At 71.0% G+C, this 25,715-nt stretch carries 24 protein-coding genes and 1 pseudogene; 9 read left to right on the top strand and 16 right to left on the bottom strand.

The window, feature by feature from the left end:
* Positions 1 to 215: 215 nt before the first annotated feature.
* The gene (locus tag ACGFZW_RS05205; RefSeq protein ID WP_393891655.1) at positions 216 to 1,109 is read right to left on the bottom strand and encodes an NADP-dependent oxidoreductase; all 894 of its coding nucleotides are present in this window, start codon (positions 1,107 to 1,109) and stop codon (positions 216 to 218) included.
* Positions 1,110 to 1,179: 70 nt separating this feature from the next.
* Between ACGFZW_RS05205 and ACGFZW_RS05200 the strand changes: the two genes are divergently transcribed.
* Both ACGFZW_RS05200 and ACGFZW_RS05195 read left to right on the top strand, forming a co-directional pair.
* Positions 1,180 to 1,755 (top strand): TetR/AcrR family transcriptional regulator, encoded by a 576-nt coding sequence (locus tag ACGFZW_RS05200; protein ID WP_393891654.1) that lies wholly within the window; start codon positions 1,180 to 1,182, stop codon positions 1,753 to 1,755.
* A 217-nt stretch (positions 1,756 to 1,972) separates the two neighbouring features.
* Positions 1,973 to 2,377, top strand: coding sequence for an SMI1/KNR4 family protein (locus tag ACGFZW_RS05195; protein WP_393891653.1), 405 nt, complete (start codon positions 1,973 to 1,975; stop codon positions 2,375 to 2,377).
* Between the two features lie 125 nt (positions 2,378 to 2,502).
* Here the strand turns inward: ACGFZW_RS05195 and ACGFZW_RS05190 are convergent, their stop codons facing one another.
* The 4 genes from ACGFZW_RS05190 to ACGFZW_RS05175 all read right to left on the bottom strand — a co-directional run bounded on the left by ACGFZW_RS05190 (position 2,503) and on the right by ACGFZW_RS05175 (position 7,267).
* Complete coding sequence (locus ACGFZW_RS05190; RefSeq protein ID WP_393891652.1) at positions 2,503 to 3,009, bottom strand: MarR family winged helix-turn-helix transcriptional regulator; 507 nt, start codon at positions 3,007 to 3,009, stop codon at positions 2,503 to 2,505.
* A 71-nt stretch (positions 3,010 to 3,080) separates the two neighbouring features.
* Positions 3,081 to 4,889, bottom strand: coding sequence for an FUSC family protein (locus ACGFZW_RS05185; protein ID WP_393891824.1), 1,809 nt, complete (start codon positions 4,887 to 4,889; stop codon positions 3,081 to 3,083).
* 143 nt (positions 4,890 to 5,032) lie between these two features.
* A complete protein-coding gene (locus ACGFZW_RS05180) occupies positions 5,033 to 6,058 on the bottom strand; it encodes an acyl-CoA dehydrogenase family protein (RefSeq protein WP_393891651.1) in 1,026 nt (341 codons plus the stop codon).
* 39 nt (positions 6,059 to 6,097) lie between these two features.
* Complete coding sequence (locus ACGFZW_RS05175) at positions 6,098 to 7,267, bottom strand: acyl-CoA dehydrogenase family protein (protein ID WP_393891650.1); 1,170 nt, start codon at positions 7,265 to 7,267, stop codon at positions 6,098 to 6,100.
* Between the two features lie 104 nt (positions 7,268 to 7,371).
* Between ACGFZW_RS05175 and ACGFZW_RS05170 the strand changes: the two genes are divergently transcribed.
* From ACGFZW_RS05170 to ACGFZW_RS05160, 3 genes are all read left to right on the top strand, one after another.
* Positions 7,372 to 8,220 (top strand): SDR family oxidoreductase, encoded by an 849-nt coding sequence (locus ACGFZW_RS05170; protein WP_393891649.1) that lies wholly within the window; start codon positions 7,372 to 7,374, stop codon positions 8,218 to 8,220.
* Positions 8,221 to 8,251: 31 nt separating this feature from the next.
* Positions 8,252 to 8,887, top strand: a complete 636-nt coding sequence (locus ACGFZW_RS05165) for a TetR/AcrR family transcriptional regulator (protein ID WP_393891648.1) — start codon at positions 8,252 to 8,254, stop codon at positions 8,885 to 8,887.
* Between the two features lie 65 nt (positions 8,888 to 8,952).
* Positions 8,953 to 10,128 (top strand): acetyl-CoA C-acetyltransferase, encoded by a 1,176-nt coding sequence (locus ACGFZW_RS05160; protein WP_393891647.1) that lies wholly within the window; start codon positions 8,953 to 8,955, stop codon positions 10,126 to 10,128.
* A gap of 121 nt (positions 10,129 to 10,249) precedes the next feature.
* Here the strand turns inward: ACGFZW_RS05160 and ACGFZW_RS05155 are convergent, their stop codons facing one another.
* Positions 10,250 to 10,561 (bottom strand): hypothetical protein, encoded by a 312-nt coding sequence (locus ACGFZW_RS05155; RefSeq protein ID WP_393891646.1) that lies wholly within the window; start codon positions 10,559 to 10,561, stop codon positions 10,250 to 10,252.
* A 254-nt stretch (positions 10,562 to 10,815) separates the two neighbouring features.
* Between ACGFZW_RS05155 and ACGFZW_RS05150 the strand changes: the two genes are divergently transcribed.
* The gene (locus ACGFZW_RS05150; RefSeq protein ID WP_393891645.1) at positions 10,816 to 11,589 is read left to right on the top strand and encodes a MerR family transcriptional regulator; all 774 of its coding nucleotides are present in this window, start codon (positions 10,816 to 10,818) and stop codon (positions 11,587 to 11,589) included.
* A 132-nt stretch (positions 11,590 to 11,721) separates the two neighbouring features.
* Here the strand turns inward: ACGFZW_RS05150 and ACGFZW_RS05145 are convergent, their stop codons facing one another.
* From ACGFZW_RS05145 to ACGFZW_RS05130, 4 genes and pseudogenes are all read right to left on the bottom strand, one after another.
* Positions 11,722 to 12,810 carry an NAD(P)H-dependent flavin oxidoreductase gene (locus ACGFZW_RS05145; RefSeq protein WP_393891823.1) on the bottom strand — a complete coding sequence of 363 codons (1,089 nt, stop codon included), beginning with the start codon at positions 12,808 to 12,810 and terminating at the stop codon, positions 11,722 to 11,724.
* Between the two features lie 143 nt (positions 12,811 to 12,953).
* A complete protein-coding gene (locus tag ACGFZW_RS05140) occupies positions 12,954 to 13,751 on the bottom strand; it encodes a CoA-transferase subunit beta (protein WP_393891644.1) in 798 nt (265 codons plus the stop codon).
* Entirely contained in the window at positions 13,748 to 14,707 is a 960-nt protein-coding gene (locus ACGFZW_RS05135) for a CoA transferase subunit A (protein ID WP_393891643.1), read from the bottom strand. The genes ACGFZW_RS05140 and ACGFZW_RS05135 overlap by 4 nt, the downstream gene beginning before the upstream one ends.
* Positions 14,708 to 15,018: 311 nt before the next feature.
* A pseudogene (locus tag ACGFZW_RS05130) lies at positions 15,019 to 15,804 on the bottom strand (enoyl-CoA hydratase family protein); the annotation flags it as partial.
* Between the two features lie 88 nt (positions 15,805 to 15,892).
* Here ACGFZW_RS05130 and ACGFZW_RS05125 point away from each other — a divergent pair.
* Positions 15,893 to 16,729: an SDR family oxidoreductase gene (locus ACGFZW_RS05125; RefSeq protein WP_393891642.1), complete on the top strand. Its 837-nt coding sequence runs from the start codon at positions 15,893 to 15,895 to the stop codon at positions 16,727 to 16,729.
* A gap of 363 nt (positions 16,730 to 17,092) precedes the next feature.
* Positions 17,093 to 18,070, top strand: coding sequence for an SDR family oxidoreductase (locus ACGFZW_RS05120; RefSeq protein WP_393891641.1), 978 nt, complete (start codon positions 17,093 to 17,095; stop codon positions 18,068 to 18,070).
* 227 nt (positions 18,071 to 18,297) lie between these two features.
* Here ACGFZW_RS05120 and ACGFZW_RS05115 read toward each other — a convergent pair whose 3' ends face one another.
* From ACGFZW_RS05115 to ACGFZW_RS05105, 3 genes are all read right to left on the bottom strand, one after another.
* On the bottom strand, positions 18,298 to 19,104 hold the full coding sequence (locus tag ACGFZW_RS05115; RefSeq protein ID WP_393891640.1) for a DeoR/GlpR family DNA-binding transcription regulator: 807 nt from the start codon (positions 19,102 to 19,104) through the stop codon (positions 18,298 to 18,300).
* Between the two features lie 777 nt (positions 19,105 to 19,881).
* Positions 19,882 to 20,763 carry a ketose-bisphosphate aldolase gene (locus ACGFZW_RS05110; RefSeq protein WP_393891639.1) on the bottom strand — a complete coding sequence of 294 codons (882 nt, stop codon included), beginning with the start codon at positions 20,761 to 20,763 and terminating at the stop codon, positions 19,882 to 19,884.
* A 54-nt stretch (positions 20,764 to 20,817) separates the two neighbouring features.
* Positions 20,818 to 21,723, bottom strand: coding sequence for an SIS domain-containing protein (locus ACGFZW_RS05105; RefSeq protein WP_393891638.1), 906 nt, complete (start codon positions 21,721 to 21,723; stop codon positions 20,818 to 20,820).
* A 319-nt stretch (positions 21,724 to 22,042) separates the two neighbouring features.
* Between ACGFZW_RS05105 and ACGFZW_RS05100 the strand changes: the two genes are divergently transcribed.
* Positions 22,043 to 23,461 (top strand): sugar porter family MFS transporter, encoded by a 1,419-nt coding sequence (locus ACGFZW_RS05100; RefSeq protein ID WP_393891637.1) that lies wholly within the window; start codon positions 22,043 to 22,045, stop codon positions 23,459 to 23,461.
* A gap of 105 nt (positions 23,462 to 23,566) precedes the next feature.
* On the opposite strand, the gene ACGFZW_RS05095 is transcribed toward ACGFZW_RS05100, so the two are convergent.
* From ACGFZW_RS05095 to ACGFZW_RS05085, 3 genes are all read right to left on the bottom strand, one after another.
* Positions 23,567 to 23,866 carry a YciI family protein gene (locus tag ACGFZW_RS05095; protein WP_393891636.1) on the bottom strand — a complete coding sequence of 100 codons (300 nt, stop codon included), beginning with the start codon at positions 23,864 to 23,866 and terminating at the stop codon, positions 23,567 to 23,569.
* Positions 23,867 to 23,985: 119 nt separating this feature from the next.
* Positions 23,986 to 25,401 carry a sodium:solute symporter gene (locus ACGFZW_RS05090; protein ID WP_393891635.1) on the bottom strand — a complete coding sequence of 472 codons (1,416 nt, stop codon included), beginning with the start codon at positions 25,399 to 25,401 and terminating at the stop codon, positions 23,986 to 23,988.
* A 63-nt stretch (positions 25,402 to 25,464) separates the two neighbouring features.
* A complete protein-coding gene (locus ACGFZW_RS05085; RefSeq protein ID WP_393891634.1) occupies positions 25,465 to 25,704 on the bottom strand; it encodes a hypothetical protein in 240 nt (79 codons plus the stop codon).
* Positions 25,705 to 25,715 lie beyond the last annotated feature (11 nt).

The raw sequence follows: 25,715 nt of genomic DNA, 5'->3' as shown, positions 1-25,715 counted from the left end.
TCATCAGCGGGATCCGGTGACGGACCGGTATCCCGAGGCGGGTCACCTGCCGCGCGGCCCGGCAGCCCTCCTACGGCCGTCACCGGCGCCGGACGGCACACGGGAGAGGATCTGCTGAGCTGTCCAGGCCGGCCCGGCGGACTCGGCGACGGGAAGCACGTTCACCACCGTCGAGGAATCGGCCTGCCGAGCCGTGCAACCGCGCGGGGAACGGCTCAGACGACTATGACGCGGCGCCCGCGCGTGTGGCCGGCATGGCTGTCGATGTGCGCCGCAGCGGCCTCGGCGAGGGTGTACGACTTCTCGACCGGGATGTGCAGCTTCCCCCGCGAGATGAGGACGGCGGCCTCGGCGAGCGCTTCCGGCACGCTCCCGGCCTCGCCGGAGAACCGGACACCGAGTTCCGGCGCGGCGAGATCGGCGATGGAGATCACCTTCTGCGGATCCCCGGTCAGCTCGACGAGTTCGCCGATCACGCCCGAGCCCGCCAGATCGAGAGCCGCGTCGACACGGCCGAGGTGCCGCACCCGCTCGACCCAGCCCTCGCCGTACGTCGTGGCGAGGGCACCCAGGCTGCGCAGATAGTCCTGGTTCGCGGCGCCGGCAGTACCGATCACCGCAATGCCGCGGTCGCGGGCGATCTGCAACACCGCCGATCCGACTCCTCCGGACGCGCCGCTGACCAGCAGCGTCTGCCCGGACTCCACACCGACCTCGCGGATGACGCGCAGCGCGGTCTCCACCACGGAGGGGTACCCGGCCGCCTCTTCGAAGGTCAGCCCCTCGGGCATACGGGCCCAGGCCGACAGCACGGCGAACTCGGCATACGTGCTCGACCCTTCGCCGAACACGTGGTCGCCGACCTCGACGCCGCTGACACCGTCGCCGACCTCGTCCACCACCCCGGCGGCGTCCAGCCCGACCCCGGCGGGCAATTCGATCGGATGGGCCCCCAGGACCTGGCCCTCACGGACCCTCCAGTCGACGGGGTTCACGCCCGCCGCCCGCACGGCGACGCGCACCTGACCGGGGCCCGCGTGGGGCTCCTCGGCGTCCATGAGTTGCAGCACGTCCGGACCGCCGAACTCGGCGAAGCTCACTTTCTTCATGCGGCCGAACATAGCACTAACGGTTAGTGTTTTGGAACGGTTCTGAATTTGTATCTGATAGCGTCAGCGCGTGAACATGCCGTCCGGACGCCGTGAGCGCAAGAAGGCCGCCACCCGCCAGAAGATCGCCGACGCTGCCCTGCGGCTCTTCCTGGAACGCGGGTACGACGCGGTGGGCATCCGTGACGTGGCCGCCGAGGCCGATGTGGCCGTCACCACGCTCTTCTCCCACTTCGCCTCGAAAGAGGCCCTGGTGTTCGAGCAGGACGAAGACTTCGAGCAGCGCCTCGCGCAGGCGGTCACCCGCCGGGCGCCGCACGAGCCGCTCATCCCTGCGCTGCGCCGCGAGATCCAGGCCCTGGTGCGGCATTGCACGGCGGACGGCGCCGGCCCGATCTGGCGGATGATCGACGCCTCACCCGCCCTGCGCGAGTACGAGGAGTCGATGCGGCTGCGCCACGCGGAGTCGCTGGCAGCGGCCATCGCCGCCGATCCCGATCTGTCGCCGAGCGCCACGGCCTCCCGGGCGATCGCCAGGTTCGTGATCGACGCCTATTCGCTGGCCCGTGAGGCGGCCGACCCGGAGGCCGCGGTGGACGAGATCTTCCGGATGATCGAGGCGGCCTGGGAGGCCACCCGCCCTTGAGGACTGCCCGGCGCGTCACGGGCGAAGGCCGGAGGCGCATGGCGGCAACGGTCGTTTCGGGAATACGCGGCCCGACGCCGCGTCGAGTGTTTTCGGCAAGTGCCGCTCCGGCCGCATCCACTCACGACCCGTCGGACCACCGGGCCTGATACCGACCGGAGCGATGTGAACGGCGGCCCGGTCATACGGCCCGTCAGACGGCGCCCATGCTGCCCGCATGTGGAGAGAGATCGCCCGTCAGGCGCTTCCCGAGGTCGAGTTGAGCGAGCCCGCCGATCCGGCGATGGTGACCACAGCTGAGCAGCGCCTGGGATGTTCGATACCCACCGAACTCGTGGTCCTGCTGCAGGAGACGGACGGCATCGTGGGCCACGACGGAGTGGAAACGCTCTGGCCCCTGAGCCGCATCGCCGAGGAGAACCTTCACTTCCGGTCCGATCGCGCCTTCGTCGATCTCTACATGCCGTTCGATCCGCTGCTCTTCTTCGGCGACAACGGCGGCGGCGACCGGTTCGCCTTCGTCCGGACTCCTCCGCGGCCCGACGTCTTCGTGTGGAACACGAGGACGACAGTCGTCGATGGGCTGCCCGGGACTTGCGGGACTACCTCGGCCGGGCTCTGACGGACCACGAAGACGACTGGTACCGATAGCCGATCACCCGCGGGGCCGGTCCGCAGACGCTCATGTGCGGCGCCGAGCACCGGCAGCCGTCCGTGCGCCGGCTCGCCGCTCCGTCCCGCCGTCCCTCAGTCCATCAAGCTGCCGAGCCGGCCCTCCAGAACCACCAGCAACTCGCCCAACCCTTCGGAGAGTTCCTCCTGCCGCTCGTCACCGATGCCGTCGAGCAGGGCCGCCTCGTAGCGCAGCTGCTCCGGCAGGAGCCTGTCGATGGTGTCGCGGCCCTCGTCGGTGAGCGAGAGGTGGGTGACGCGGCGGTCCCGTTCGTCGGGCCGGCGGGAGATCAGCCCACGGTCCTCCAGTTGCCGCACGCGCTTGGTCACCGCGGCCCCGGAAGCGAAGGTCTCGCGGGCGACCCGCCCGGGGGTCAGCTCGCGGTCCATCCGGCGCAGCGTGCCCAGGATGTCGAACTCGGGGCGGGTCAGTCCGGCCCGCCGCAGGGGCGCGTCGGCCGCCTGCTGCAACAGTGCGGAGCAGCGGTTGAGCCGCCCGATCACCGCCATCGGGCCGGTGTCCAGCCCTGGGTGCACCTGCTGCCACTGGCGCAGCACCCCCGCGACGATGTCCTCGGTCACCCGCACTCCTCTCGGCACACTGCCGTACAAGCCCTAATTGTGCCTGCCGCCGGGGCCCGCGGACGCACCGGTCAGGCGGCGGCCACGGGCGCCGAGAGCCTGCGGACGAGTACCGCCAGTAGGCGGTGACCCTGCTGCTCGGCCACGGCGATCCGCTCCTGCGGCACGGGACGCTGCCACCACTCACCGGCCGCGACATCGACGGCCTCACGCAGCTCGATCAGGCACCCGGCGAGCCGGTCACGGGTCCAGCCGGCCTCGGGAGTGTCGTCCCGCCCCGTCAGCTCACGCGCCGCGAGCTGACGATGGGCCGCGGCCTCGGCGGCCGCCAGCCGCTCCAGGGCGATGTCGATGCGGTCGGCGGCCCGCCGGTTGGTGACCAGCACACAGCACGCCAGGCCCACCGCCGCGCCCACCACGGTGTCGATCCAGCGGTCGGTGACGAGCGTTCTCGCAGGCAGATGGCTGCCGAACTCGGTCAGGAGCAGCGCCATGGGCGTCACGCACACGGAGCCGAGCCAGTAGTTCCGGGTGATGCATGCCTCGGCGCCGAGCTGGAAGGTCAGCGCGAGCGCGATCATCGCGAGGTGTCCCGTGTGGATCAGCGGCAGCAGTGCGGTGAAGAGCAGCAGGCCCAGCAGGTTGCCCAGGGTCCGCTGCAGCGCGCGCTGCCAGGAGAGCGTGGTGTTGGCCTGGTAGATGGAGGCCGCGGTGACCACGGCCCAGTACGGGTGCCCGACGCCGACGGCCATCGAGGCCCATCCCGCGAGCACGCAGCCGGCGGCGACCCGCGCGCCGATGGGCAGCAGTGGCGATCCAGGCGCGAGACGCGCCATCACCGCCCGCAGTCCGCGCCGGTGGCCGGGCGCCGGATGCCGCAGCACGAGCGGGCGGGAGTCGTCGCCGTCCGGACCGTGGCTCTTCGGCGGAGTCCCCGGTGTCACCGCGGCTGTCGTCTCCGCCGTGATGCCGGCGAGTTCCTCGGTCTGGGCCGCGGAGAGCGGGACCTCGGGCAGAGGCCGCCCACTTCGCAGCTCACGCGCCCAGCCGCTGAGCCGGTCCGCCTCCGCCGCCGCGTCCCGTCCGGCGGTTCGTGTGCCGGCGGGATCGCGGTCTCCGAGCGCCGACTCCGCGCGTACCAGGAGCCGTTCGAGGCGGGCGCGGGCAGCCGCCCTGTCCGGTGTGCGGACGGGTACGAGGAAGACGGCGTGCCACGCGGCGTTCACGGCGGCGGCGGTGGTGTGCCGGGCGTGCGCCGTCCCGGTCGGTTCCGCGCCGCCGCCCGTCTCCGGGGCCGCGCGCAACAGTCCGGCCGCGGCCTCCAGGGCACGAGCGGCGACGATCCGCTCCGGCCCCTGCGGCCGCACCAGCGCAGGCGCCATGCACACCAGCCAAGCGATGGCGCCGGTGCCGAGCGCCAAGGCCACGTGCAGCGGAACCTGCGTCGGCCGTTGCGGCACGAAGAACGCCGAGGCGGCGATGAACGTCAGGATCAGATTCCCCGGGGGACCGATGCGCGTCGCGTCGCACACCATCTTGTGGACCGCGGCAACCAGTGAAGCGAACACCACGAGCAGAGCGGTCGAGGTGGTCAGCGAAGCGGCGGTCAGCGCGACGGCGAGGCTCGCGGCCATGCCGAGCACCACCCAGGGCAGCGTGCGGGCGCGGGCCGCGTACGGCAGACCGTGTGCGTACAGCGCGCACATCGCCCCGGCCGAGGTGTAGAGGATCAGGTCCAGCCGTCCGAGGGCGAACAGCGTGAGATCGGGGATGGCGAGCGCCACGACCGCGCTGAGCGCCGGCTTGTGCCAGATGTCGACGGGGCGGCACAACCGCACGGTGCTCCTGACCGGCAGCGCGCGCGGTGGACGGGCGCGCATCGCGCTCCTGGGCGCGGTGATCGTGTGAGCCTCGGGCGGTCTGCTGTGCTTCCCCATCCTTAAAGATTAGCAGGTGTTTTACTCGTGAATTATTTCTGAAGAGGGGCGCAGGTGATGGCTCCCCCCCGTCCCGCCCGCCCCGCTCACTCCATCCCGGTAAGTACCCGGGCCCGGCATCGTGACGGCGTCCCCCAGGCGCTCCGCAGCGCGCGCGCCTTGCGGATCCACAGTGAGAGGTCCAGCTCCTCGGTGTAGCCGATGGCGCCGTGGAGCTGGAGCGCGGTCCGGGCCGCCCCGTATGCCGCTTCGCCCGCGGCCACCTTCGCCGCGGCCACGTCCCGGGTCGCCTGCTCGGAAGCCGCCCCGCGCCCGCCTCGCCCCTCTCCCCGCCCCGTCATCCCCACCGCCGCCGCGAACACCAGCGGCTGTGCGAATTCCCAGGCCAGCAGCGCGTCGGCCAGCCGGTGCTTCACCGCCTGGAACGTGCCGACGGCCACGCCGAACTGCCGCCGTTGCTGTACGTACGTCACGGTGTCCGCCAGCAGCCGGCGTCCGACGCCGAGTGTCTGTGCGGCGGTGAGCAGCGTCGCCACGTCACCCGCGTACGCTGCGGCCGCCCGGACCTCCGATCCGCTCGCCACCGTCTCGCCGTCCGGGGCGGGGCGGGCGAGTCGCCGCGCCGGGTCGATCGAGGGCTGAACGGGTCCGCCGGCGGTCGTGCGCAGCAGCTGGTCTCCGTCGACGGCGAATGTCGCGTCGGCGGTGGCGGCGTCCAGCGCGTACGGCCCGTACGTCGTGTCCGCGTACGACACGATCAGCCCGCCTGTCGCGATCCCCGGCAGCCACCGCCCGCAGAGCGCGGGGTCGCCCAGCCGTCGCAACAGCGCGGCGGCGGCGACCGTCTCCACCATCGGACCAGGGGCCGCGTGGCGCCCCAACTCAACGAAAGCGGTGACGAGTTCGACGGGATGGAAGTCCATTCCGTCGTGCTCCTCCGGAACCGCCAACGCGAACAGGCCCGCATCCGCGAGCTGTTGCCATGTCTTCCGGCCCGGCGCGGTGTCCTCCGCCGCCCAGGCGCGTACCGCGGAAGCGCTGCCCGCCGCGCCCAGCATCCGGTCGAGGGTCCGGCCGAACTCGAGCTGCTCGTCGTCAAGAAGGAAAGCCACCGGGTCGAGTCCTCTCGTCGTGACCGGGCGGGGCGGCCGTCACCGCCTGCCCCTGGGCAGTCCGAGCAGTCGCTCGGCGATGATGTCGCGCTGGATCTCGTTGGTGCCCGCGTAGATCGGTCCGGCCAGCGCGAAGGTCCAGCCCTCGGCCCAACTGCCGTGCTCCGGAGCCTCTTCGGCACGGTCGGCGAGTTCACCCTCGGCGCCGAGGAGGTCGAGCGCGGTCTCGTGCAGGGCGATGTCCAGCTCCGACCAGTAGATCTTGTTGAGGCTGGACTCGGCGCCCAACTGCCCGCCGGCCGCGAGTCGAGCCGCATTGGCGCGGGTGAAGAGCTGATAGGCACGGGCGCCGATGACGGCGTCGGCGACGCGGTCGCGCAGCGCCGTATCGGCGGGATCGGCGCACTGCCGCCACAGTGCGGCCAGGCGGTCGGCGGCCGCCGTGAAACGGCCGGGGCTGCGCAGCGTGAGGCCGCGTTCGTTGCCCGCCGTGCTCATCGCGACCTGCCACCCCCGGCCCGGCTCGCCGATGACCTCCGCGTCGGCGACGAAGACATCGTCGAGGAAGAGTTCGGCGAAGGCGGGCTTGCCGTCCAGCCGCCCGATGGGCCGCACCGCCACACCCGGTGCCGCGAGGTCGAACATGAAGTAGGTCAGCCCGCGGTGCGGGCGGTCCGCGTCCGGATGGCTGCGGAACAGGCCGAACGCGCGATCGGCGAAGGCTGCCCGCGAGGACCACGTCTTCTGCCCGTTGAGCAGCCAGCCGCCGTCGACCCGCACGGCCGTCGAGCGCAGCGACGCGAGGTCGGAGCCCGCTTCCGGCTCGGACCAGGCCTGCGCCCAGACGACCTCGCCACGCGCCATCGGCGGTAGCAGGCGGGCGAGTTGGGCGGGGGAGCCGTGCTCGAAGAGCGTCGGGGCGAGGAGGCTGATGCCGTTCTGGGAGACCCGGCCCGGCGCGCCTGCGGCGTAGTACTCCTCCTCGAAGATCAGCCAGCGCTGCAGGGAAGCCCCCCGGCCGCCGAACTCCTCGGGCCAGGAAACCGCCGACCAGCGGTCCGCGGCCAGCGTGCGCTCCCACTCCCGATGGGCGGCGAACCCGTCCGCGGTCTCCAGGGAGGGGAGGGGGGCGGCGGGTACGTGCGCGGTGAGCCAGGCGCGGGCCGTTCGCCTGAACTCCTCGTCCTCCGGCGTGTGCGCGAGATCCATTCGGCGAGCGGCCTCTCTCGTGACGCGGCCCGGAGTTCTCCGGGCCTGGGACTTCGTGGTGTCGTCTGTTCCCTAACAAGTGTTTGGTAGGTTAACGTACGGCCATGACGCCCGAGAAGCCTTCGTACGTCCCCGGACACGGGCTGCTGACCGGTCGGAGCGCCGTCGTCACGGCCGCCGCGGGCGCCGGCATCGGTGGCGCCACCGCCCGCAAACTGCTGGAGGAAGGCGCTGACGTCGTCCTCTCCGACGCCCATACCCGCAGGCTCAAGCAGTCCGCGGAATTGCTCGCCGACGAGTTCGGGGCCCGACGGGTCTCCGCCCTGCCCTGCGACGTCACCGACGAAGAGCAGGTCGGAGCCCTCTTCGACTTCGTGGAACAGTGCCACGGCCGGCTCGACATCGTCGTCAACAACGCCGGCCTCGGCGGCACCGCCGACCTCGTCGACATGACCGACGACCAATGGGACAAGGTCCTCGACGTCACCCTGGGCGGCACTTTCCGCTGCACCCGCGCCGCGCTGCGCCGGATGCGGGCCACCCCGGGGGAGACCGGAACCGGCATCGCGCCCGGGACCGGCGCGGCACCCAGGGGCAACGACGCAGCGGGCGGCGTCATCGTCAACAACGCCTCCGTCGTCGGCTGGCGCGCACAGCGCGGACAGGCCCACTACGCCGCCGCCAAAGCCGGCGTCATGGCGCTGACCCGCTGCGCCGCGGTCGAGGCCGCCGCATACGGAGTCCGGGTCAACGCCGTCTCCCCGAGCCTCGCCATGCACCCCCACCTCGCCAAGGTCACCACCGACGAGCTGCTGACCGAGCTCACCTCCCGAGAGGCGTTCGGGCGCTACGCCGAGCCCTGGGAGGTCGCCAACGTCATCGTCTTCCTGGCCAGCGACTACTCCTCCTACATGACCGGCGAGGTCGTCCCGGTCAGCAGCCAGCACGCCTGAGACCGGGCCGATGCGGAGCGACAATGGGCAGGTGCCAACCGCCAAGAAGAAGACGACGACCGTGAGCGCGCCCCCGGAGCGCCGCCGCGAACTGCTCGACACCGCGGCGGAGGTCTTCGCCGCCCAGGGCTACAACGCAACGACCGTCCGCCGCATCGCGGACGAGGCCGGCATGCTCGCCGGCAGCCTCTACTACCACTTCGATTCCAAGGAATCGATGGTGGACGAGATCCTCTCCACCTTCCTGACCGAACTGTGGGACGGCTACGACGCCGTACTCGCCGCCGGCCTCGGCCCCCGGGAGACCATCGAAGCCCTCGTCACCGAGTCCTTCCGGGAGATCGACCGGCACCGCGCGGCCGTCGCCATCTACCAGAAGGAGTCCGCGCACCTCGCCGCCCAGCCCCGCTTCGGCTACCTCACCGACTCCCAGCGGAAGTTCGAAAGGGCCTGGCTGGGCACGCTGGAGCGAGGTGTGAGCGACGGCGTCTTCCGCGCCGACCTCGACATCCGGCTCACCTACCGCTTCGTCCGCGACACCGTCTGGGTGGCGGCGAGCTGGTACCGGCCCGGAGGCCACCACAGCCCCGAGGAGATCGCCCGCCAGTACCTGTCGATGGTCCTGGACGGGATCGCCCTGCGAAATGAGACCGCCCTACGGGAATGAGCGCCCCACGGCCACGGGAGCGCTCCAGCCCAGGGAACCACCCACCCACGACCGAAGGAGCCGTCATGGCCGCGCCCTACGAGCGACGTGAGGCCTACATCGTCGACGCCCTGCGTACCCCGGTCGGCAAACGCAACGGCGGACTCGCCTCCGTGCACCCCGCCGACCTCGGCGCACACGTCCTCAAGGCACTGATGGACCGGACGGACGTGGACCCGGCGGCCGTCGAGGATGTCGTCTTCGGCTGCCTGGACACCGTCGGGCCGCAGGCCGGGGACATCGCCCGCACAGCCTGGCTCGCGGCCGGGCTGCCCGAAGAGGTGCCCGGCGTCACCATCGACCGGCAGTGCGGCTCCTCCCAGCAGGCCGTGCACTTCGCGGCGCAGGGCGTGCTCTCCGGCACCCAGGATCTGGTCGTCGCCGGCGGCACCCAGAACATGTCGATGATCCCGATCGCCTTCGCCGGCCGGCAGGCCGCCGAACCGCTCGGCCTGACCGAGGGCCCGTTCGCCGGCAGCGAGGGGTGGCGCGCACGCTACGGCGACCGCCCCGTGAACCAGTTCCACGGCGCCGAACTCATCGCGGAGAAGTGGGGCATCTCGCGCCGCGACATGGAGGAGTACGCGCTGCGCTCCCACCAGCGGGCCATCCGCGCCCTCGACGAGGGCCGCTTCACCCGTGAGACGGTCCCCTACGGAGACATCGCCCTGGACGAGGGCCCGCGCCGCGACACCTCCCTGGAGAAGATGGCCGCCCTCAAGCCACTCGTCGAGGGTGGCCGGCTGACCGCCGGCGTCTCCTCGCAGGTCTCCGACGGCGCCGCCGTGATGCTGCTGGCCGGTGAACGCGCGGTCCGCGAACACGGGCTCACCCCGCGCGCCCGCATCCACCATCTGTCCGTCCGCGGCGAGGACCCCATCAGAATGCTCTCCGCGCCCATCCCCGCCACCGCGCACGCGCTGAAGAAGACCGGTCTCACCCTCGACGCGATCGACCTGATCGAGATCAACGAGGCGTTCGCCTCGGTGGTCCTGGCCTGGATCGAGGAAACCGGCGCGGACCCGGACAAGGTCAACGTCAACGGCGGCGCCATCGCCCTCGGCCATCCCCTGGGCGCGACCGGAGTCAAACTGATGACCACGCTCCTGCACGAACTGGAACGCACCAACGGCCGCTACGGGCTGCAGACCATGTGCGAGGGCGGCGGCCAGGCCAACGTCACGATCATCGAACGCCTCTGAGCCGGCGATTTCCGGATGGGACGCCCTGTGAGACGACCGTGCCGCCCGGCTCATGGGCGGGCGGCACGGTCGGTAGGTCACGGAGGGCCGCCGCGAGGGGCGGCGGCCGATGCGGCGGCGTTCAGCAGTGGGTGTTCTTGACGTACAGGGCACGCGGACCCGACGTCTTGCCGTAGCGAACGTCCTTGGTCGCGCCCTTCGCCAGCCGGCCGCGCGGGTCGCGCTGATGCGGGATGACGATGGTGAAGCAGGAGCTGCGCTTGGCGCACAGATTGGTCAGCCGCACATAACGGTGGTCGCCCTTGTCGAAGTACTTGCGCACCTTGACGCACTGCGGCGACCGGCCGGCCGCCGCCGCTTCCGAGCTTGTGGCAACCGTCAATGAGGCGCCGCACGCCACCGCCGCCATCACTATGGCCATGATCTTCCGCACGTGATCTCTCCCCCGGCGTAAATCCCCCTGCGAAGGCCGTCCGGCATTCGCACGTTCATGCCCCATTCTCCATACCGGCCCCGGGAAATTCAGCCCCGGGGCACCCCGCAGCCGCGCCACGGAGACCGTTCAAGATCAAAGCCGTGGTCGATTTCCCCGGAAGCCGCAGGTGGGCGCAGGCAGCCCCGGGTGGACGCCCGGTGGCGCGGGCGGGGCTTGAACCTGCCGCGACGGGAGGTTCTGGCGTTGCGGACATGACCGGGAGACACGACGCCGGCCGCCGGTGGAGCATCGGCGAGGTGGCACAGGCGAGTGGGATGACCGTGCGCGCGCTGCACCACTACGACGAGATCGGCCTGCTGCGCGCGAGCGAACGCACCGCATCGGGGCACCGCCGCTACACCGAACGCGATGTGCGGCGGCTGTACAGGGTGCGGGCCCTGCGCTCGCTCGGGGTGTCCCTGGAGGAGATCACGAACGTACTGACGGACTCCTCCGACGATCTCGGGGCCATGCGCGACCTGCTCACAGCCCAGCTCCGCGGGCTGGAGGACCACGCCGGTCGGATCCAGCAGCTCACACTCCGGATCCGCGGACTGGTGGGCCAACTGGACAAGACGTCGATGCCCGATCCTGACCAGTTCATGACCACCTTGGAGATGATGTCGGTGTTCGAGACCTCCTTCACGCCGGAGCAGAGGGAACAGCTCGATGGCCTCCGAGCCGCACTCGGCCCGGAGGCCATCGAGGTGGCCAAGACCGAATGGGCCGGACTCGTCGAGCGGCTTCTGCGGCACGTGCAGGACGGCACTCCCGTCGATGACCCGCGGGTGCAGGACCTCACCGGCCGGTGGGACGCGCTGGCGGACCGCTTTCACGCCGAAGGCGCCGACGGTGAGCGGACCAAGGCCGCTGCGCAGCGGATGTGGGACAAGAACAGCGAAGAGATCGGCAACACTCTGCCGCGGCCCGCCGACCGGATGCGCGAACTGGTCCACTACCAGGAGCGAGCCCGGGAGGCCCGATAGCCGCCGCGGCCCCAGCAGCGAGAGGCGGTGAGGGCTGGTGTGCCACGACGACGCGAGGACCAGGGTGCTGCCCCTGCGGCGGTCCACCGGAGTGTGGGAGCTCATGGCGGCCCCCCTCCCGCACCACGACCCTCACCCGCCACCCGGCGCACCGACGACCGGCCTCCCCGGTGCTCCGGCCACGGGGAGGCCGGCCAGCGTCCCGTACGCCTCGGTCATGATCCGGTCCACCAGCTCGGCGCACGATGGCAGATCCTCGATCAGCCCGGCGATCTGCCCCGAGGCCATCACCCCCAGATCCGGCCTGCCCTCGACCATGGCGGCCCGCAGCAGCATCGGCGTATTGGCCGCCAGAAGGACCTGCCCCCACGTCAGATCCTTGCCCCGCTTCATGGCGAGCGCGTCGCGCAGCAGCTGCGACCAGCTCGTTCCCGACTGCTCGCGGAAGGCCACGGCATGCCGGAGAGCCCGTAGTAGGCCAGCCGAACGACCGCTTCGCTCAAGCGAGTTGACGAGTTCCGTGCGCAACATCCGGTGCGGGAGGCCGTCCACCTTCGTGGTGACGACGATGTCCTTGACCGACGCCGCCAGATAGCGCTCCTTGACCGCGTCAGGGACCGTGCTGTCCGAGGTGAGCAGAAACCGGGTGCCCATGGCGACCCCGGACGCGCCGAAAGCGAGCGCGGCAATCAGCCCCCGGCCGTCGCGAAAGCCGCCCGCCGCGATCACGGGAATACCGACCGCGTCCACGACCTGCGGCAGCAGCACACTCGTGGCCACCTCACCGGTGTGCCCACCGCCCTCACCACCCTGCACGAGGACCGCGTCGGCGCCCCACGCGGCCACCTTCTCGGCATGCCGACGCGCCCCGATCGACGGCATCACGACGACTCCCGCCTCCTTGAGCCGTGTGATCAGCTCGCGGGACGGAGCCAGCGCGAACGAGGCCACCCGCACCCCCTCCTCGATGATCACGCGCACCCGCTCCGCCGCGTCGCCCGCATCCGCCCGCAGATTCACGCCGAACGGTGCCTCGGTGCGGGACGCGACCTCGCGGATGGCCGCCCGCAACTCCGGGACGGTCATCGTGGCGGACGCCAGGATCCCCAGCGCCCCGGCGTTCGCGGTGGCCGAGACCAACCGCGGCCCGGCCACCCAGCCCATTCCGGTCTGGACGAGCGGATGCCGCACACCGACAAGATCGGTGAACGCGGTCCGCAGGCACGGCGACGGCCCAGGGGCACCCTGCCCTGACCCGGAGGGAGCGGGGGGTTCGCCGCCGACTGTGGAGGAAACGGCGGGTTCGAATGAGGCGGGGGATGCACCCGAGGTGAGGGGAGCGCCGGTGTCGGACCCGTCGGCCGTCATGCGCGCACCTCGCTGTCGCGCAGCCCACGAGGGTCGATCACCTCGCGGATCAGCCGCAGCTCCGCAGCCGTCGGCTCACGGGTGAGGGGCACCTCCGACGCGTCAGCCGGCACCGTCAGAGCGAACCCGGTGGCCTCCCTCACCTGCCCCATGCTCACTCCGGGATGCAGGGACCGCAGCCGCATGGAACGGTCCGGAGTGGCGAAGTCGAACACTCCCAGGTCGCTGATGACTTCAGGGATGCGGTGATACCGGGACGCGGCGGGGCCGGCGGACGCGGCCCGGTCGTAACCGACACCGCAGACCATGTCGACCCGTTCCACGAAGGTCCTTGGGGAGTGCCGTGGAACCCAGTAACTCGTCGGGTTGTTGGCGGTGTTGACGGGCGCACCGCGCACCCCGAGCAGCTGGCGGTCCGGCCGGGACCACTCGCCGATGCAGGAGATGTTCTGATTGCCGAACCGGTCGATCTGGCTCGCGCCCATCATGACGTGCCGGCGGCCGGTCGCCACCAGGGCCAAATGCTGCCGGTACGGCAGCCAGCCCTCGACCACCTGGGCCTCGGCGCCGATCGCCGGTACGTCGCCGATCAGCAGCGCGGCACCATCGGTCAGCAACAGGTCGGGGGAGAAGGTCAGGCGGGCCAGCCGCGCGCCGATCGAAGGGACGGTGCCCATCGGGCTGGCGAGCACCTCGCCGGCGTCCCGCCACGCCTCCGCACAGGCCAGCACGCAGTACTCGGCGCGGGTGACCGCAGGACCCTCCGCGGGCCCGGAAACCGGGGTGGCATTCATGCGCTCATCCCCTTCCCGTTCTTCTTCCGCTCGGTCACAGTCGCCGACCTCTCGCCGTCGTTCCCTCCGCCGTTCCCTTCTTCCTCCTCCTCGCCCTTCTCCTCGCCGTGGAAGGCGGCGACGGCGGCCTGGTACGCACCCTCGTCACCATCGAGGTAGCGCTTGACGAACGCCGCCCACCGCTCGGGATCCGCCGCCTCCGACGCGTACGCCCTCTGGAATGCCTCGTCCCTCCCGTAGTCGGGATCACACGAGGTGAAGTGCGCACCGTTCGGCGCGGCCACAACCCCGGTGACGAACGCCCGCTTGACCAGCAACGTCTGCGGACCGCCCGCGGACAGCAACTCCTCGCCTCCCACCACCCGTTCACACGAGACGTACGCGGCGTCCGCGGCCTCGCAGAACAGATCGTCGAAGTACGGATCGGGCCCCAGATACTGGCCGTTGCCCCGGACGTCCGCCCGGTGCATGTGGACCAGCGCCGCGTCCAGGCGCAGTGCGGGGACCGCGACCAGCTCCTCCCCGTCCCCGTACGGCGATATGACCGTCCGGAGTTCGGGGTTGACCCGCAGCACGTCCGACCCCAGCCCGGCGCGCACCGGCAGGAACGGCAATCGCTGACCGGCCGCGATCAGCCCCCACATGAACATGGCCTCGTCGAGTTCGGTCAGCTGCAAGGTGCCGTTCTGGCGGGCGGCACGGAAGTGCGGTTCGAGGGGGATGGAATCGAGGGTGGCGAAGGGGGCGATCAGACGCCGGATCTTGCCCGCGGCAGCCAGCAGCCCCACATCCGGGCCGCCGTAGGCGACGACCGTCAGATCGGTCAGTTCGGACCGCAGCAGGGCCCGCACCAGCGCCATCGGCTTACGGCGGGACCCCCAGCCGCCGATCCCGATCGTCATGCCGCTCGCCAGCCGGCCGACAACGTCGTCGGCGGTCATGGTCTTGTCGCTCAACTCTCCTCCAGCGGAACATTGTTGGCGGACGACTGCTCCTGGCGGCCGGGCTGGACGGACCCGGATGGGCCCGCCTGCGGAGGCCCGTTCGACTGCGAAGACCCGTTCGACTGCGCAGGCGGGCACGGCTGTGGAGGTTCGGGCGGCTGCGGGGGCTCGTGCTGCTGCGGTGGCGCGTACGACTGCGGATCCGTGGGGGCGGGCGGTCCGACAACCGGGGGAGTGCGGCCCGCCGGCTCCTCGCGGGCGTCGGCCCCGGCCCCCTTGCGTGTGCCGCCCCCGCTGGACCCCTCGCCTGCGCCCACGGCAGATCCCTCGCGTGAGCGGGAGGTCTCGCCGACGAAGGCTTCGCGGTGCCGGTCGGCGATACCGCTCAGATTCGCCTCGTACGTGAAGCCCTGCTCGAAGCGGTAACTGCGACGCACGTCGACCGGATCGATCCCGTTGATCGCCGCTTTCGCCAGCCGGATCAACTGCCCGTCCTTCGCGGCGATTTCATGCGCGAGCGCCAACGCCGCGTCCCGCACGCGCTCCCGCGGCACCACCTCCCACACCGCCCCGTGATGCTGGAGCTCGCGCGCGGTGACGGTGCGCGAGGTGTAGTAGAGCGTGCGCATCAGGTGCGGCGGCACGAGCCGGGCGAGATGGGTGGCCGCGCCCAAAGCGCCACGATCCAGCTCGGGCAGCCCGAACGTCGCGTCATCACTCGCCACGATCGCGTCCGCGTTGCCCACCAGCCCGATGCCACCGCCCAGACAGAAGCCGTGCACCGCCGCCACGACCGGAACCTCGCAGTCGTAGACCGCCGCGAACGCCTCGTAGCAACCGCGGTTGGCGCCGATCAACGCCGAGTGGCCCTCGGCCCGTTGCATTTCCTTGATGTCGACACCGGCGTTGAATCCGCGCCCCTCGGCGGCGAGCACCACGCACCGGACCGCGGCATCCCGACCGGCGGCCCGCACGGCCTCGGCCAGGTCGTACCACCCCTGCACAGGAAGCGCGTTGACCGGCGGGAAGTCGACCGTCACCAGCGCGACGCCGGCCGAGACGCCACCGTCGCCCGAGGCATGGACGGGGTGAGAGGTGGAGACACCCATCAGCAGATCAGCTACCTTTCCACCAAACGTTTGTTAGGTGCTGTGATGGAGAAGGTAGCAGCGCAGTGCGCGCTGCGGGAGGTGTCGGATGGCGCTCACGATCGACCTGGCGGGCCGCGTCGCGGTCGTCACGGGAGGCACACGCGGTGTCGGCGCAGGCATCACCACCACGCTGCTCGCGGCCGGCGCGCAGGTCATCGCCTGTGCACGCAGACCCCCCGACCGGCCGCTGGAGGCCGCTGGCCGGACCGCGGACCACGCGAAACTGGACCTGCGGGACCCCGACGCGGTCAGTACATTTTTCCGGCAGGTACGCGACGAACGCGGCCGCCTCGACGTCCTCGTCAACAACGCCGGCGGCACGCCGTACCGCCCTCTCGCCCAATCGACGCCCCAACAAGCCGCCAGGGCAATTGAGTTGAACCTCACCACCGCGGTGACGGCCTCACTCGCGGCACGCGAGGTGATGGCGGACCAGCAGAGCGGCGGCTCCATCATCATGATCGGCAGCGTCAGCGGGTCCCGCCCTTCGCCCGGCACCGCCGCTTACGGGGCGGCCAAAGCCGGCCTGGACCACCTCGCCCGCTCCATGGCGGTCGAATGGGCTCCGGCGATCCGCGTCAACACCCTCGTGCTCGGCATGGTCCGTACCGAACGGTCCCACCTCCACTACGGCGACGAAGAGGGTCTCGCCGCCGTGGCCCGCACCGTGCCGCTCGGCAGGCTGGCCACGCCGGCCGAGGTCGGCGAGGCCTGCGCATTCCTCGCCTCCGACCTGGCGCGCTACGTCAGCGGCGCGAGCCTGCTCGTCCACGGCGGCGGTGAACGCCCGGCATTCCTCGACGCCGCGCAGACCAACCCCCAACCTCCAGCCGACCCGGGCTTCCAGCTGCCCCCTACATCACCCGACCCCGGCGCGACCTGACTCCGGCGCGACCTGACCTCGGCGTCGCTCGACTCCGGCGTCGCCTGACCCCGGCACCAACCGGCCCCGCCCGCTCCCTTCCAGCCACTGCCCACACACGCCTGTTCCAGGCCCGACCACTGTCCCCTTCCCCGCCCGCCCCACCCTCACGACTGGCCAACTGCCGTGCGTCTCATGAGCTATGGACCACCACCTCGCCGTACCCCCCGCCGACCCCTCGCGCCTCCCAATGTCCCCGTCGCGTTTCCCTGCCCCGCTGGCCGCCCTCCCCCCTCCCCCTCCGCCCCTCCCTTCCCTCCTCCCTCCCTATGTCCCATGTCTCCCACTGTCTGACCTCGTCGATTAGCCACAAGGAGAGCTGAGATGAGCCGAACCAGCGGTAGCGGTAGCGGTAGTGATGGCGGTAGCGGTGGCCGTGGCGGTATCTGCGACGGGCGCGTTGTGGTCGTCACGGGCGCAGGACGGGGGTTGGGCCGCGCACACGCCCTTGCCTTCGCCGCTGAGGGCGCCCGAGTGGTGGTCAACGACCTCGGCGTGGGCCTGGACGGCACGCGGGACGACGACACGCCCGCAGCCCGCGTCGTCGCGGAGATCCGTGCCGCGGGCGGCGACGCCGTTGCGCACGGCGGCGATATCGCCACGAGCCAAGGCGCCGCATCCCTCATCTCCACCGCACTCGACACCTACGGGCGCCTGGACACGCTGGTGAACAACGCCGGCTTCCTGCGTGACCGCATGCTCGTCAACCTGGAGGAAGACGAGTGGGACGCCGTACTGCGGGTCCACCTCAAGGGCCACTTCCTCCCGCTGAAGCATGCCGCGACCCACTGGCGGGCGGAGGCGAAGGAGGGCCGGATGCCGCAGGCCAAGGTCATCAACACCAGCTCAGGCGCCGGCCTGTCCGGCAGCGTGGGGCAGGGCAACTACTCTGCCGCCAAGGCCGGAATCCTCGGCCTGACCCTGGTAGCCGCAGCAGAGCTACGCCGCTACGGCATCCAGGTCAACGCCATCGCGCCGGCCGCTCGCACCCGAATGACCGAGCAAGCCTTCGCCGAGACCATGGCCGCACCGGAGGCGGAAGCCTTCGACGCGATGGCCCCCGAGAACGTCTCGCCCCTGGTGGTATGGCTCGGGTCGGCTGCTTCCGAGGGGGTGACGGGGCAGGTCTTCGAGGCGGAGGGCGGCCGGATCACCGTGATGGAGGGCTGGCGGCCTGGCCCGACCCTCGACAAGGCCGCCCGCTGGACCCCGGCCCAGGCAGGCCGAACCGCCCGCGAACTCCTCGCCGCTGCCCGTCCTCCGCAGCCGGTCTATGGCGCCCAGCCGACTGAAGGGGCCTGACAGAGCCCGGGAGAGGGAGCCCGGGGGAGGGAGCGCGGGAGAGAGGAGGTGAGGGACGTGCGCCGTGCTCCCTCGGGCCGATCGTCCTCGGGCCGACTGTCCTCAGATCAATCGTTCGCAGCTCAGGCGCCCTCAGGTCAGGTGCCCTCAGCTCAGACGCCCTCAGGTCAGGCGCCCTCAGGTCAGGTGCCCTCAGCTCAGGCGCCCTCAGGTCAGCTGTCCGCAAGTCATTTGTCGGCGCCGGCCGGGTGTGCCGTTACGACCTTCAGCCCACGATCCGCGAACTCGCGGCGGGTTGCCTCCTTCGCGCCGTTGTCCGTGATGAAGGTGTCGAAGACGTCCGCGTCACCGACCCGGGCGAAGCAACGTTCGCCGATCTTCGAGGAGTCGGCGACGACCACGGCCCGTCGGGCGCGTTCGGCCATGAGTCGGTTGACCCGAGCCTCGGCTTCATCGTGCACCGTCGCGCCCATCACCGGGTCCATACCGTTGGCGCCGATGAAGGCGGTATCGATGGAGATCTGCTGGAGCACCAACTCGCTGAACGGTCCGACCAGTTCGAACGACCGTGAATGCGCGACACCGCCGGTGAGCACGATCTTGATCTGCGGCCGCACGGCCAGCTCGTTGGCGATGTTGAGGGAGTTGGTGACGATCGTCAGATGGGGCTGAGGCCCTGCCTCCGCGAAATCCGGGCGGGTGGCGAGCACGCGGGCGATGGCGGTGGTCGTCGTGCCGCCGCTCAGCCCGACCACGTCTCCGCGCTCGACCAGCTTTGCCGCGGCCTTCGCGACGGCCTCCTTCTCGCCGGACCGATGTGCGTGCTTGTAGCGAATCGGCAGGTCGTACGCCACGGAGCTGAGCACTGCGCCACCCCGCGTTCGGGTCAGCAACTGCTGTTCGGCCAGGGCGTCCATGTCGCGCCGCATCGTCGCGGCCGAGACCTCCAGCTCGGTCGCTGCCTCCTCGACATCCACTCGGCCTCTTTCCCCGAGCAGCTCGAGCAGTGCGTTCATCCGTTCATGGCGCTTCATGCCGAGAGCCTAATTCGTCCCGGCGTGACCCGGCACGGCCTGGTGGCCACCAAAGGCCTCAGCAATTCATCGGCCCCTTTGACCTCCCCCCGGGCCCCTCCCCCCCCGCCCCACCCCACTCCACCCATCCCCGCTCCCGTCGACGCGGTGGGTCGCCCCACGTCCACCTCGCATCGCCCGCCACCGGGCAGCCCCTCATCATCCCCACGACGGAGCCCACCAGCCCAACGGGCCCCAAAGTCCAACGGAGCCCACCAGCCCCGGGCAGCCCGCAGCAACCCGAGGGTGCCAAGCTCACCACCCAGCCCGGCTGCGGCCTCGGCACCCCGACAGCGCCCTTCAGCAAACGCTCCGTCGCCGGCTCTCCCTCGACGCGGCCTTCGCCGGCGCCCGCCCGACGGAGCCCGGTGCCGCACCTCCGCCCCTACTCCCCGCCGACAGAGCCCAGTGCCACACCGCCACCCCTACTCCCCGCTCGACAGGGCCGACGTCCCACGCCCCGTGCCACAGCTCCCGCTGACAGCGCGCCCACACCCGTCGTGGGGCACGCGCCCAAGAGCACCCTCACTGCCCGCCCCGCCCACGACAGCTTCCTCGCCACACGCTCCCTCGCCGGGCCGCCCGCGTGACAGCTCGCATGCCCCACGTTCCCCGCTCGGCAGCTCCTCCCCGCCGGCGTACGCCGGCGCCCCGCCCGAGCTCGAACCGACTCCCCGCCCACCTCGCACCCGGTGCCCCGCCCCCGGACAGGGCGGGACAGGGCACCGCGGCGTCGTCCTACCCCCGGGCCGGAGCCTGGGCGGTGAGCTGGTCCGGGACCGTCGCCGGGGTGGTCAGTACGCCCAAGAGCCTCGCCGCCTCCTCGGCCACTGCCTCGCGGGCCGGTTTGACGTACTTCCGGGAATCGACGAGTGAGGGGTTCTCCGTCAACGTCTCTCTGATGGAGTGGGTGAACACCGAGACCAGGTGCGTCGAGATGTTGATCTTCGTCATGCCGGCGGCGATCGCGCGGCCCAGCTCGTCGTCCGGCACCCCCGAGGAGCCGTGCAGCACCAGCGGCACCGGAAGCGCTGCCCGCAGTGCCGCGATCAAGTCCTTGTCCAGGACCGCGGTGCGCCGGTGCATGGCGTGCGAGGAGCCGACGGCCACGGCGAGAGCGTCCACCCCCGTCGACCGGACGAAGGCGAGCGCCTCGTCCGGGCCCGTGCGCACTCCCGGCGCGTGTACGCCGTCCTTGCCGCCGACCTCGCCGAGTTCCGCCTCCACATAGACATCCCGCTCATGGCACCAGGCCGTGAGATCGGCGGTGGCGGCGACGTTCTCCGTGTAGGGGAGGGCCGAGGCGTCCACCATGACCGAACCCACCCCCGCTGCGACGCCCTGGTGTACGAGCGTGGCATCGGTGATGTGGTCGAGATGGACGGCGATCGGGGCGCTGGAGATCTCGGCGAGGGCCAACGTCGCCCGGGTGATGGGCAGCAGGCTGCCGTGGTAGCGGATGCAGTTCTCGCTGAGCTGCAGGATCAGTGGGGTGTCCGTGCGCTCCGCGGCGGTGACCAGTGCCTCGGCGGTTTCCAGGTGGATGACGTTGAAGGCCGCGGCACCGATCCGCGCCTCACGCGCGGCATCGACGATCGATGAGGTCGAAACGAGGGGCATGGGGTCCTGACTCCCTTGCGAGCGGGGCGGGTTGGCGTAGGGGGAGTGGGCGCCTCACGTCGCCGCCGGCTCCTTGAGCATCACCGAGCGGGTCAGGCTGCGGGGGTTGTCCGGGTCGAGGCCGCGCGCACGGGCCCGCTCCAGAGCCACCCGCTGCACCAGGATGAGATCGGCCAGCGGGTCGCGCGCATGGCACACGAATCGCGCGCCGGTCCGCGCCACGTCGGCCTCCAGCCCCTCAGGCGCCGGTCCGAACACCCACGTCACCCGGCCCGGTGCCGCTATCGCGATCGGGCCGTGGCGGTACTCCATCGCCGGGTAGGACTCCGTCCAACTCTGCGAAGCCTCCCGCATCTTGAGGGCCGCCTCATTGGCCAGCCCGTACGTCCAGCCCGTGCCGAGGAAGGAGAACTGCTCCGCCTCCACCCACGCCGGCTCCAGGTGCGCCGACAGGGCCTCCTGCGCGTCCCGCACCGACCCGGTGACGTCCTCGCCCAGGTGTGCGCGCAGCAGCGTCAGGGCCGTCGTCGCGAACCGCGTCTGGACCACCGACTTCTCGTCGGCGAACGGCAGTGCCACCGTCTCGTCGGAGAGCTCCACGGCAGGTGTCCCGGGATCACCGATGATCGTCACGGTCGGGATGCGCCCCTTGACCGCGTCCAGCACCCGCAGTACCTCGGTCGTGGTGCCGGAGCGGGTGATCGCCACTACCGCGTCATAGCCCCGGTCACTGCCCAGGAACGCCTCGGAGGCGGCGAACGGGTCCGTCACACCGAGCCCGGCGCCCTCGCGCAGCGCCGCATACGACTGGGCCATGAACCACGAGGTGCCGCAGCCGACGACGGCCACGCGCGCCCCGGCCTTGGGCAGCGGTCCGCCCGCGGCCCCGATCCTGGCCGCCTCCTGCCAGGTCTCCGGCTGACTGTGCAGCTCCTGCTCCATGTATGAGGTCCCGGTCATGGCACACCCTCCCGTGAGGCGTCACTCCGATGCGCGGCCCCGATGCCTGGTGGCCGGGTGCGCGTGAACTGGTCTGCGTGTATCTGCAAGATTGCGCTTTGTTGCATACGACTCTACGCAGTTTTGCGCAGCGCATCCATCCCTCGTGGGAGTGGATGCGGCAGAGGGGAGAGGCGGTTTGGGTGCGTTGAGCCGTACGGGGGAGGGGGTTGCGGTGATCGAGGGGTGTGCAAGCGAAGTGTTGACACCTGCGTGAAAGAGGCCGAATACTCGCAAGATCAGTCATGAGGCAAGGCCGCTCGCCGCACAAAGGACCCCCATGTCCACTGCCACGCTCTCCACGACGCCCCCCACACCGCCGTCCAAGACGTCACGCCACACCGGCAAGCTGTTCGCGCTCACCGGTGCCGTGGTCGGCGTCATCTATGGCTACGACACCGGCAGCATCTCCGGTGCGCTGGTGTTCCTGAGCCAGGACTTCCACCTCACCGAGGCGGAAAAGGGCCTGGTCAACAGCATTCTGGTGGGCGGTTCCATCCTCGGCGCGCTGATCGGCGGCAAGCTCGCTGACGCGCTCGGACGCAAGGCGGCGATGCTGATCGTCGCCGCTTCCTACGCCGTCTTCGTCGCGCTGTCCGCGCTCGCCCCCAACGTCGTGGTGCTGGACGCCGTCCGATTCCTGCTCGGTGTCGCCATCGGCATCTCGATCGTCGCCGCGCCGCTCTACATCGCCGAATCGACCCCGGCACGCATCCGCGGCGCCTCCGTCGCCGCCTATCAGGTGGCCACGGTCGCCGGCATCGTCCTCACCTACTTCGTCAACTGGGGCCTGTCCGACGGCGGCCACTGGCGCTGGATGCTGGGCCTCTCGGCGATCCCCGCCGCCCTCGTCCTGATCCCGCTGTTCCGCCTGCCCGACACACCCCGCTGGTACGTCCTCAAAGGCCGTACGGAACGCGCCGTGGAGGTCATGGCGATGACCGACCCGGATGTCGATCCGCGTGCCGAGGTCGCGGCCGTGAGCGCCGCACTGGCCCAGGAGAGCGGGGGCGCCGGTCGCACGCTGCTGCACAAGCCCTACGTCCGCGCCACGCTCTTCGTCGTCGGCCTGGGCTTCTTCTGCCAGATCACCGGCATCAACGCCGTGACGTACTACAGTCCGCAGATCTTCGAGGAGATGGGCTTCACCGGGGACGGGCAGAACTTCCTGCTGCCGTCCTTCGTCCAGCTGGCCTCACTGGCCGCGACCGTCCTCGCCATCCTCATCATCGACCGGCTCGGGCGGCGAGCCGTTCTGCTGTCCGGCATCGGCACGATGGTGGTGATGCTCGCCGTCCTGACCGTCGTCTTCGGCCGCGGCGAGCTGAGCGGTGCCACGATCTGGGTGGGCTTCGGGGCGATCCTGCTGTTCACCGCGGCATTCAATTTCGGCTTCGGCTCGCTGATCTGGGTCTACGCCGGCGAGGCGTTCCCCGCCCAGCTGCGCTCCACGGGGGCTTCGGTGATGCTCACCGCCGACCTCGTCGCCAATCTGCTCATCGCCCAGTTCTTCCCGTCCCTGATGGCCTGGGCGGGTGCTGCCTGGACGTTCGCCGGCCTCGGGGCCCTCGCTCTCGCCGCCCTGGTCTTCGCCTCCGTCACGGCGCCCGAGACCAAGGGCCGCCACCTGGAAGAGATCCAGGGCTACTGGCGCAATGGGGGCCGGTGGCCCACCCCGGCGCCGCAGACCGCCCCTTAAAGCCGCACGCCGACGCCCCGGCGGAGCGCGAGGTCACCTGCCCGACCGCCCACGGCAACGGCCCGGGCCGCCCTGTCACTGCGGCCCGGGCCCTGCATCGCCACTTCAGGGCTGGGGCGTCTCCCGGTACGCCTCCAGCGGCGGCGCGGTCGTGGTGGCCGCGAACTCGGTAATCCGGTAGGTGCACACCCCCGCCACACTGAACGGGTCCTCGGCCACGAGCTGCTCAACGGTTGCCCGGTCCGAACCGGTAGCCAGGATGACGCCGCCGTCCCGCGGCACCTTGCGCCCGGCGACGATGAAAGTCCCCGCGGCGAACTCCTTTTTCAGCCACTCCACGTGCTCCTGAAGGGCGGCTTCGACGCGTTCAATGGGCGCGGTGTAGGTCAGCTCCAGTACGAACATAAAGGCAATATAGAGGAGCCCGCAGTGTTCGCCGGTTCGCCCCGGCGCCGGGAAGTCGCAGGCCAGAGTGGTTGCGGTGCCCTGCGGACGGCCATGTTCCGCGCACCGCGCCGGACTTGTCAGACGACGGCACGATCCGCCGGAACGCTTGGTTCCGCCGACTGCAGCGGCGCCTCCGCCGGAGCCCGCCGGCGACGCACGCGCAGCAGAGCCTGCGCGCCGAACGTGACGACGAGGTTGGGGACCAGGGCGATGAGCCCCGTGTCGACGGTGCCGACGTTCGAACCGCCGAAGGTCAGCCAGGTGAGCGTGCCGACCCCTGTCAGGATGCCGAGCAGCGCCGGACCGGCGGCGAGGCGGTTACGTGCGGCGAGTGCCATGACCGTCGCCGGGGCCAGTTGCGACAGGCCCCCGTAGGTGAGCAGCAGCAGATTGGCGAGGATGTCGGGGCGCGCCAGGCCGAGGACGAGCGCCAGCCCCGAGGCGAGCACGACACACACATGGTTCACCCGCAGCCGGGCGCGCTCCCCCCCCCGGGCCGGTACGAGATTGTGCGACACGAGCGTGGAGATGCCCATGACGATCGCCGCGGACAGCACCATGGCCGCCGCCGCGGCGGCGACCGCCACCAGCCCCACGAGCCAGCCGGGAAGCGAGTGGTGGGCGAGGGTGAGGAGCACGCTGTTCCCGGCGGCGCCGGCGGAGAGGGCCAGAACTCCGGCGAAGCCGACGATGATCGGCACCGCCAGGGCAACCTGGTAGAGCGGCAGCCATACGTAGTTCGAACGCAACGCCCGGCTGCCGCGCGCGGACAGTACCGCCGGCCACAGATGCGGCATGGTGTTGAAGCCCGCGCCGATGCCGCTGATGAGCATCGCGGTGGTGAACCACGTCCGGTCGAAATCGCCGTGGTGCAGCGTCAGCAGGTCCGGATGAAGGTCCTGGACGACGCTGAAGAGGTGACCGATGCCGCCGCCCGCGGCCGCCGGGACCGCGATGACCAGCACGATCAGGGCGAGCACCATCAGGACGTCCTTGAGGTAGGCGGCGCGGGCGATACCGCGGATGCCGGACCACAGGACGAAGGCGACGGTCAGCGCGGTCGCAAGGATCATGCTCAGGTCGGCGCCGGCGCTGCTCCCGGTGGCGAGCTGGACGATCAGACCCAGGCCGGTGATCTGCAACTGCAGATAGGGAAGGAGGAACACCGCGCCGATCACCGCCACCACCTTCCCGAGCAGCGGGCTGCCGAAGCGGTGCGCGAACATGTCGGCCTGCGTCAGATAGCCGTGGTCCCGGCCCAGCCGCCAGATCCGCGGCCCCGTGAAGTACTGCCCGATCAGGGACAGCGCCAGATAGCCGAGCGCGTACGTGGCGCCGACGCCGCCGCTGAAGGCGAGCCCCGCGAGCCCGAGAAAGCTGAAGGTGGTGAAGGCCTCGCCGGCCTGCAGGAACCATGAGGTGGCGGTGGAGAAGCGCCGCTCGCCTACGGTCCACTCGCCGAGCTCGGCGCGGTTAGTTCCGGCGGCGGCCACTGATGCCGACTCCCGCCACGGCGAGCATGCCGAGAAGCGTGACGAGCATGGGCATGGTCGTGGTCATCGGACGTCCTCCTCGGATTCGTCGTGATGGGGGGCCAGGTGTTCCACGGCTGCCAGCGCGGCGGTGGTGCCGACCGTCCACAGGACGGTCCAGACCAGGACGGACGGCAGGCCGAACCACAGATACGGGCCGTTGACGAACGGCAGGAAGGGAGTCGAGAGGAATCCGGCCACCGGCAGGGCGGCCCATGCCGTATGCCGTTTGTGCGGGACGCGCGCGGATCTGATGAGACTCATGGGTGCTCCGG

Source organism: Streptomyces sp. NPDC048248, assembly GCF_043201875.1.
Lineage (GTDB): Bacteria > Actinomycetota > Actinomycetes > Streptomycetales > Streptomycetaceae > Streptomyces.
This window is presented reverse-complemented; position numbering and strand designations above follow the sequence as displayed.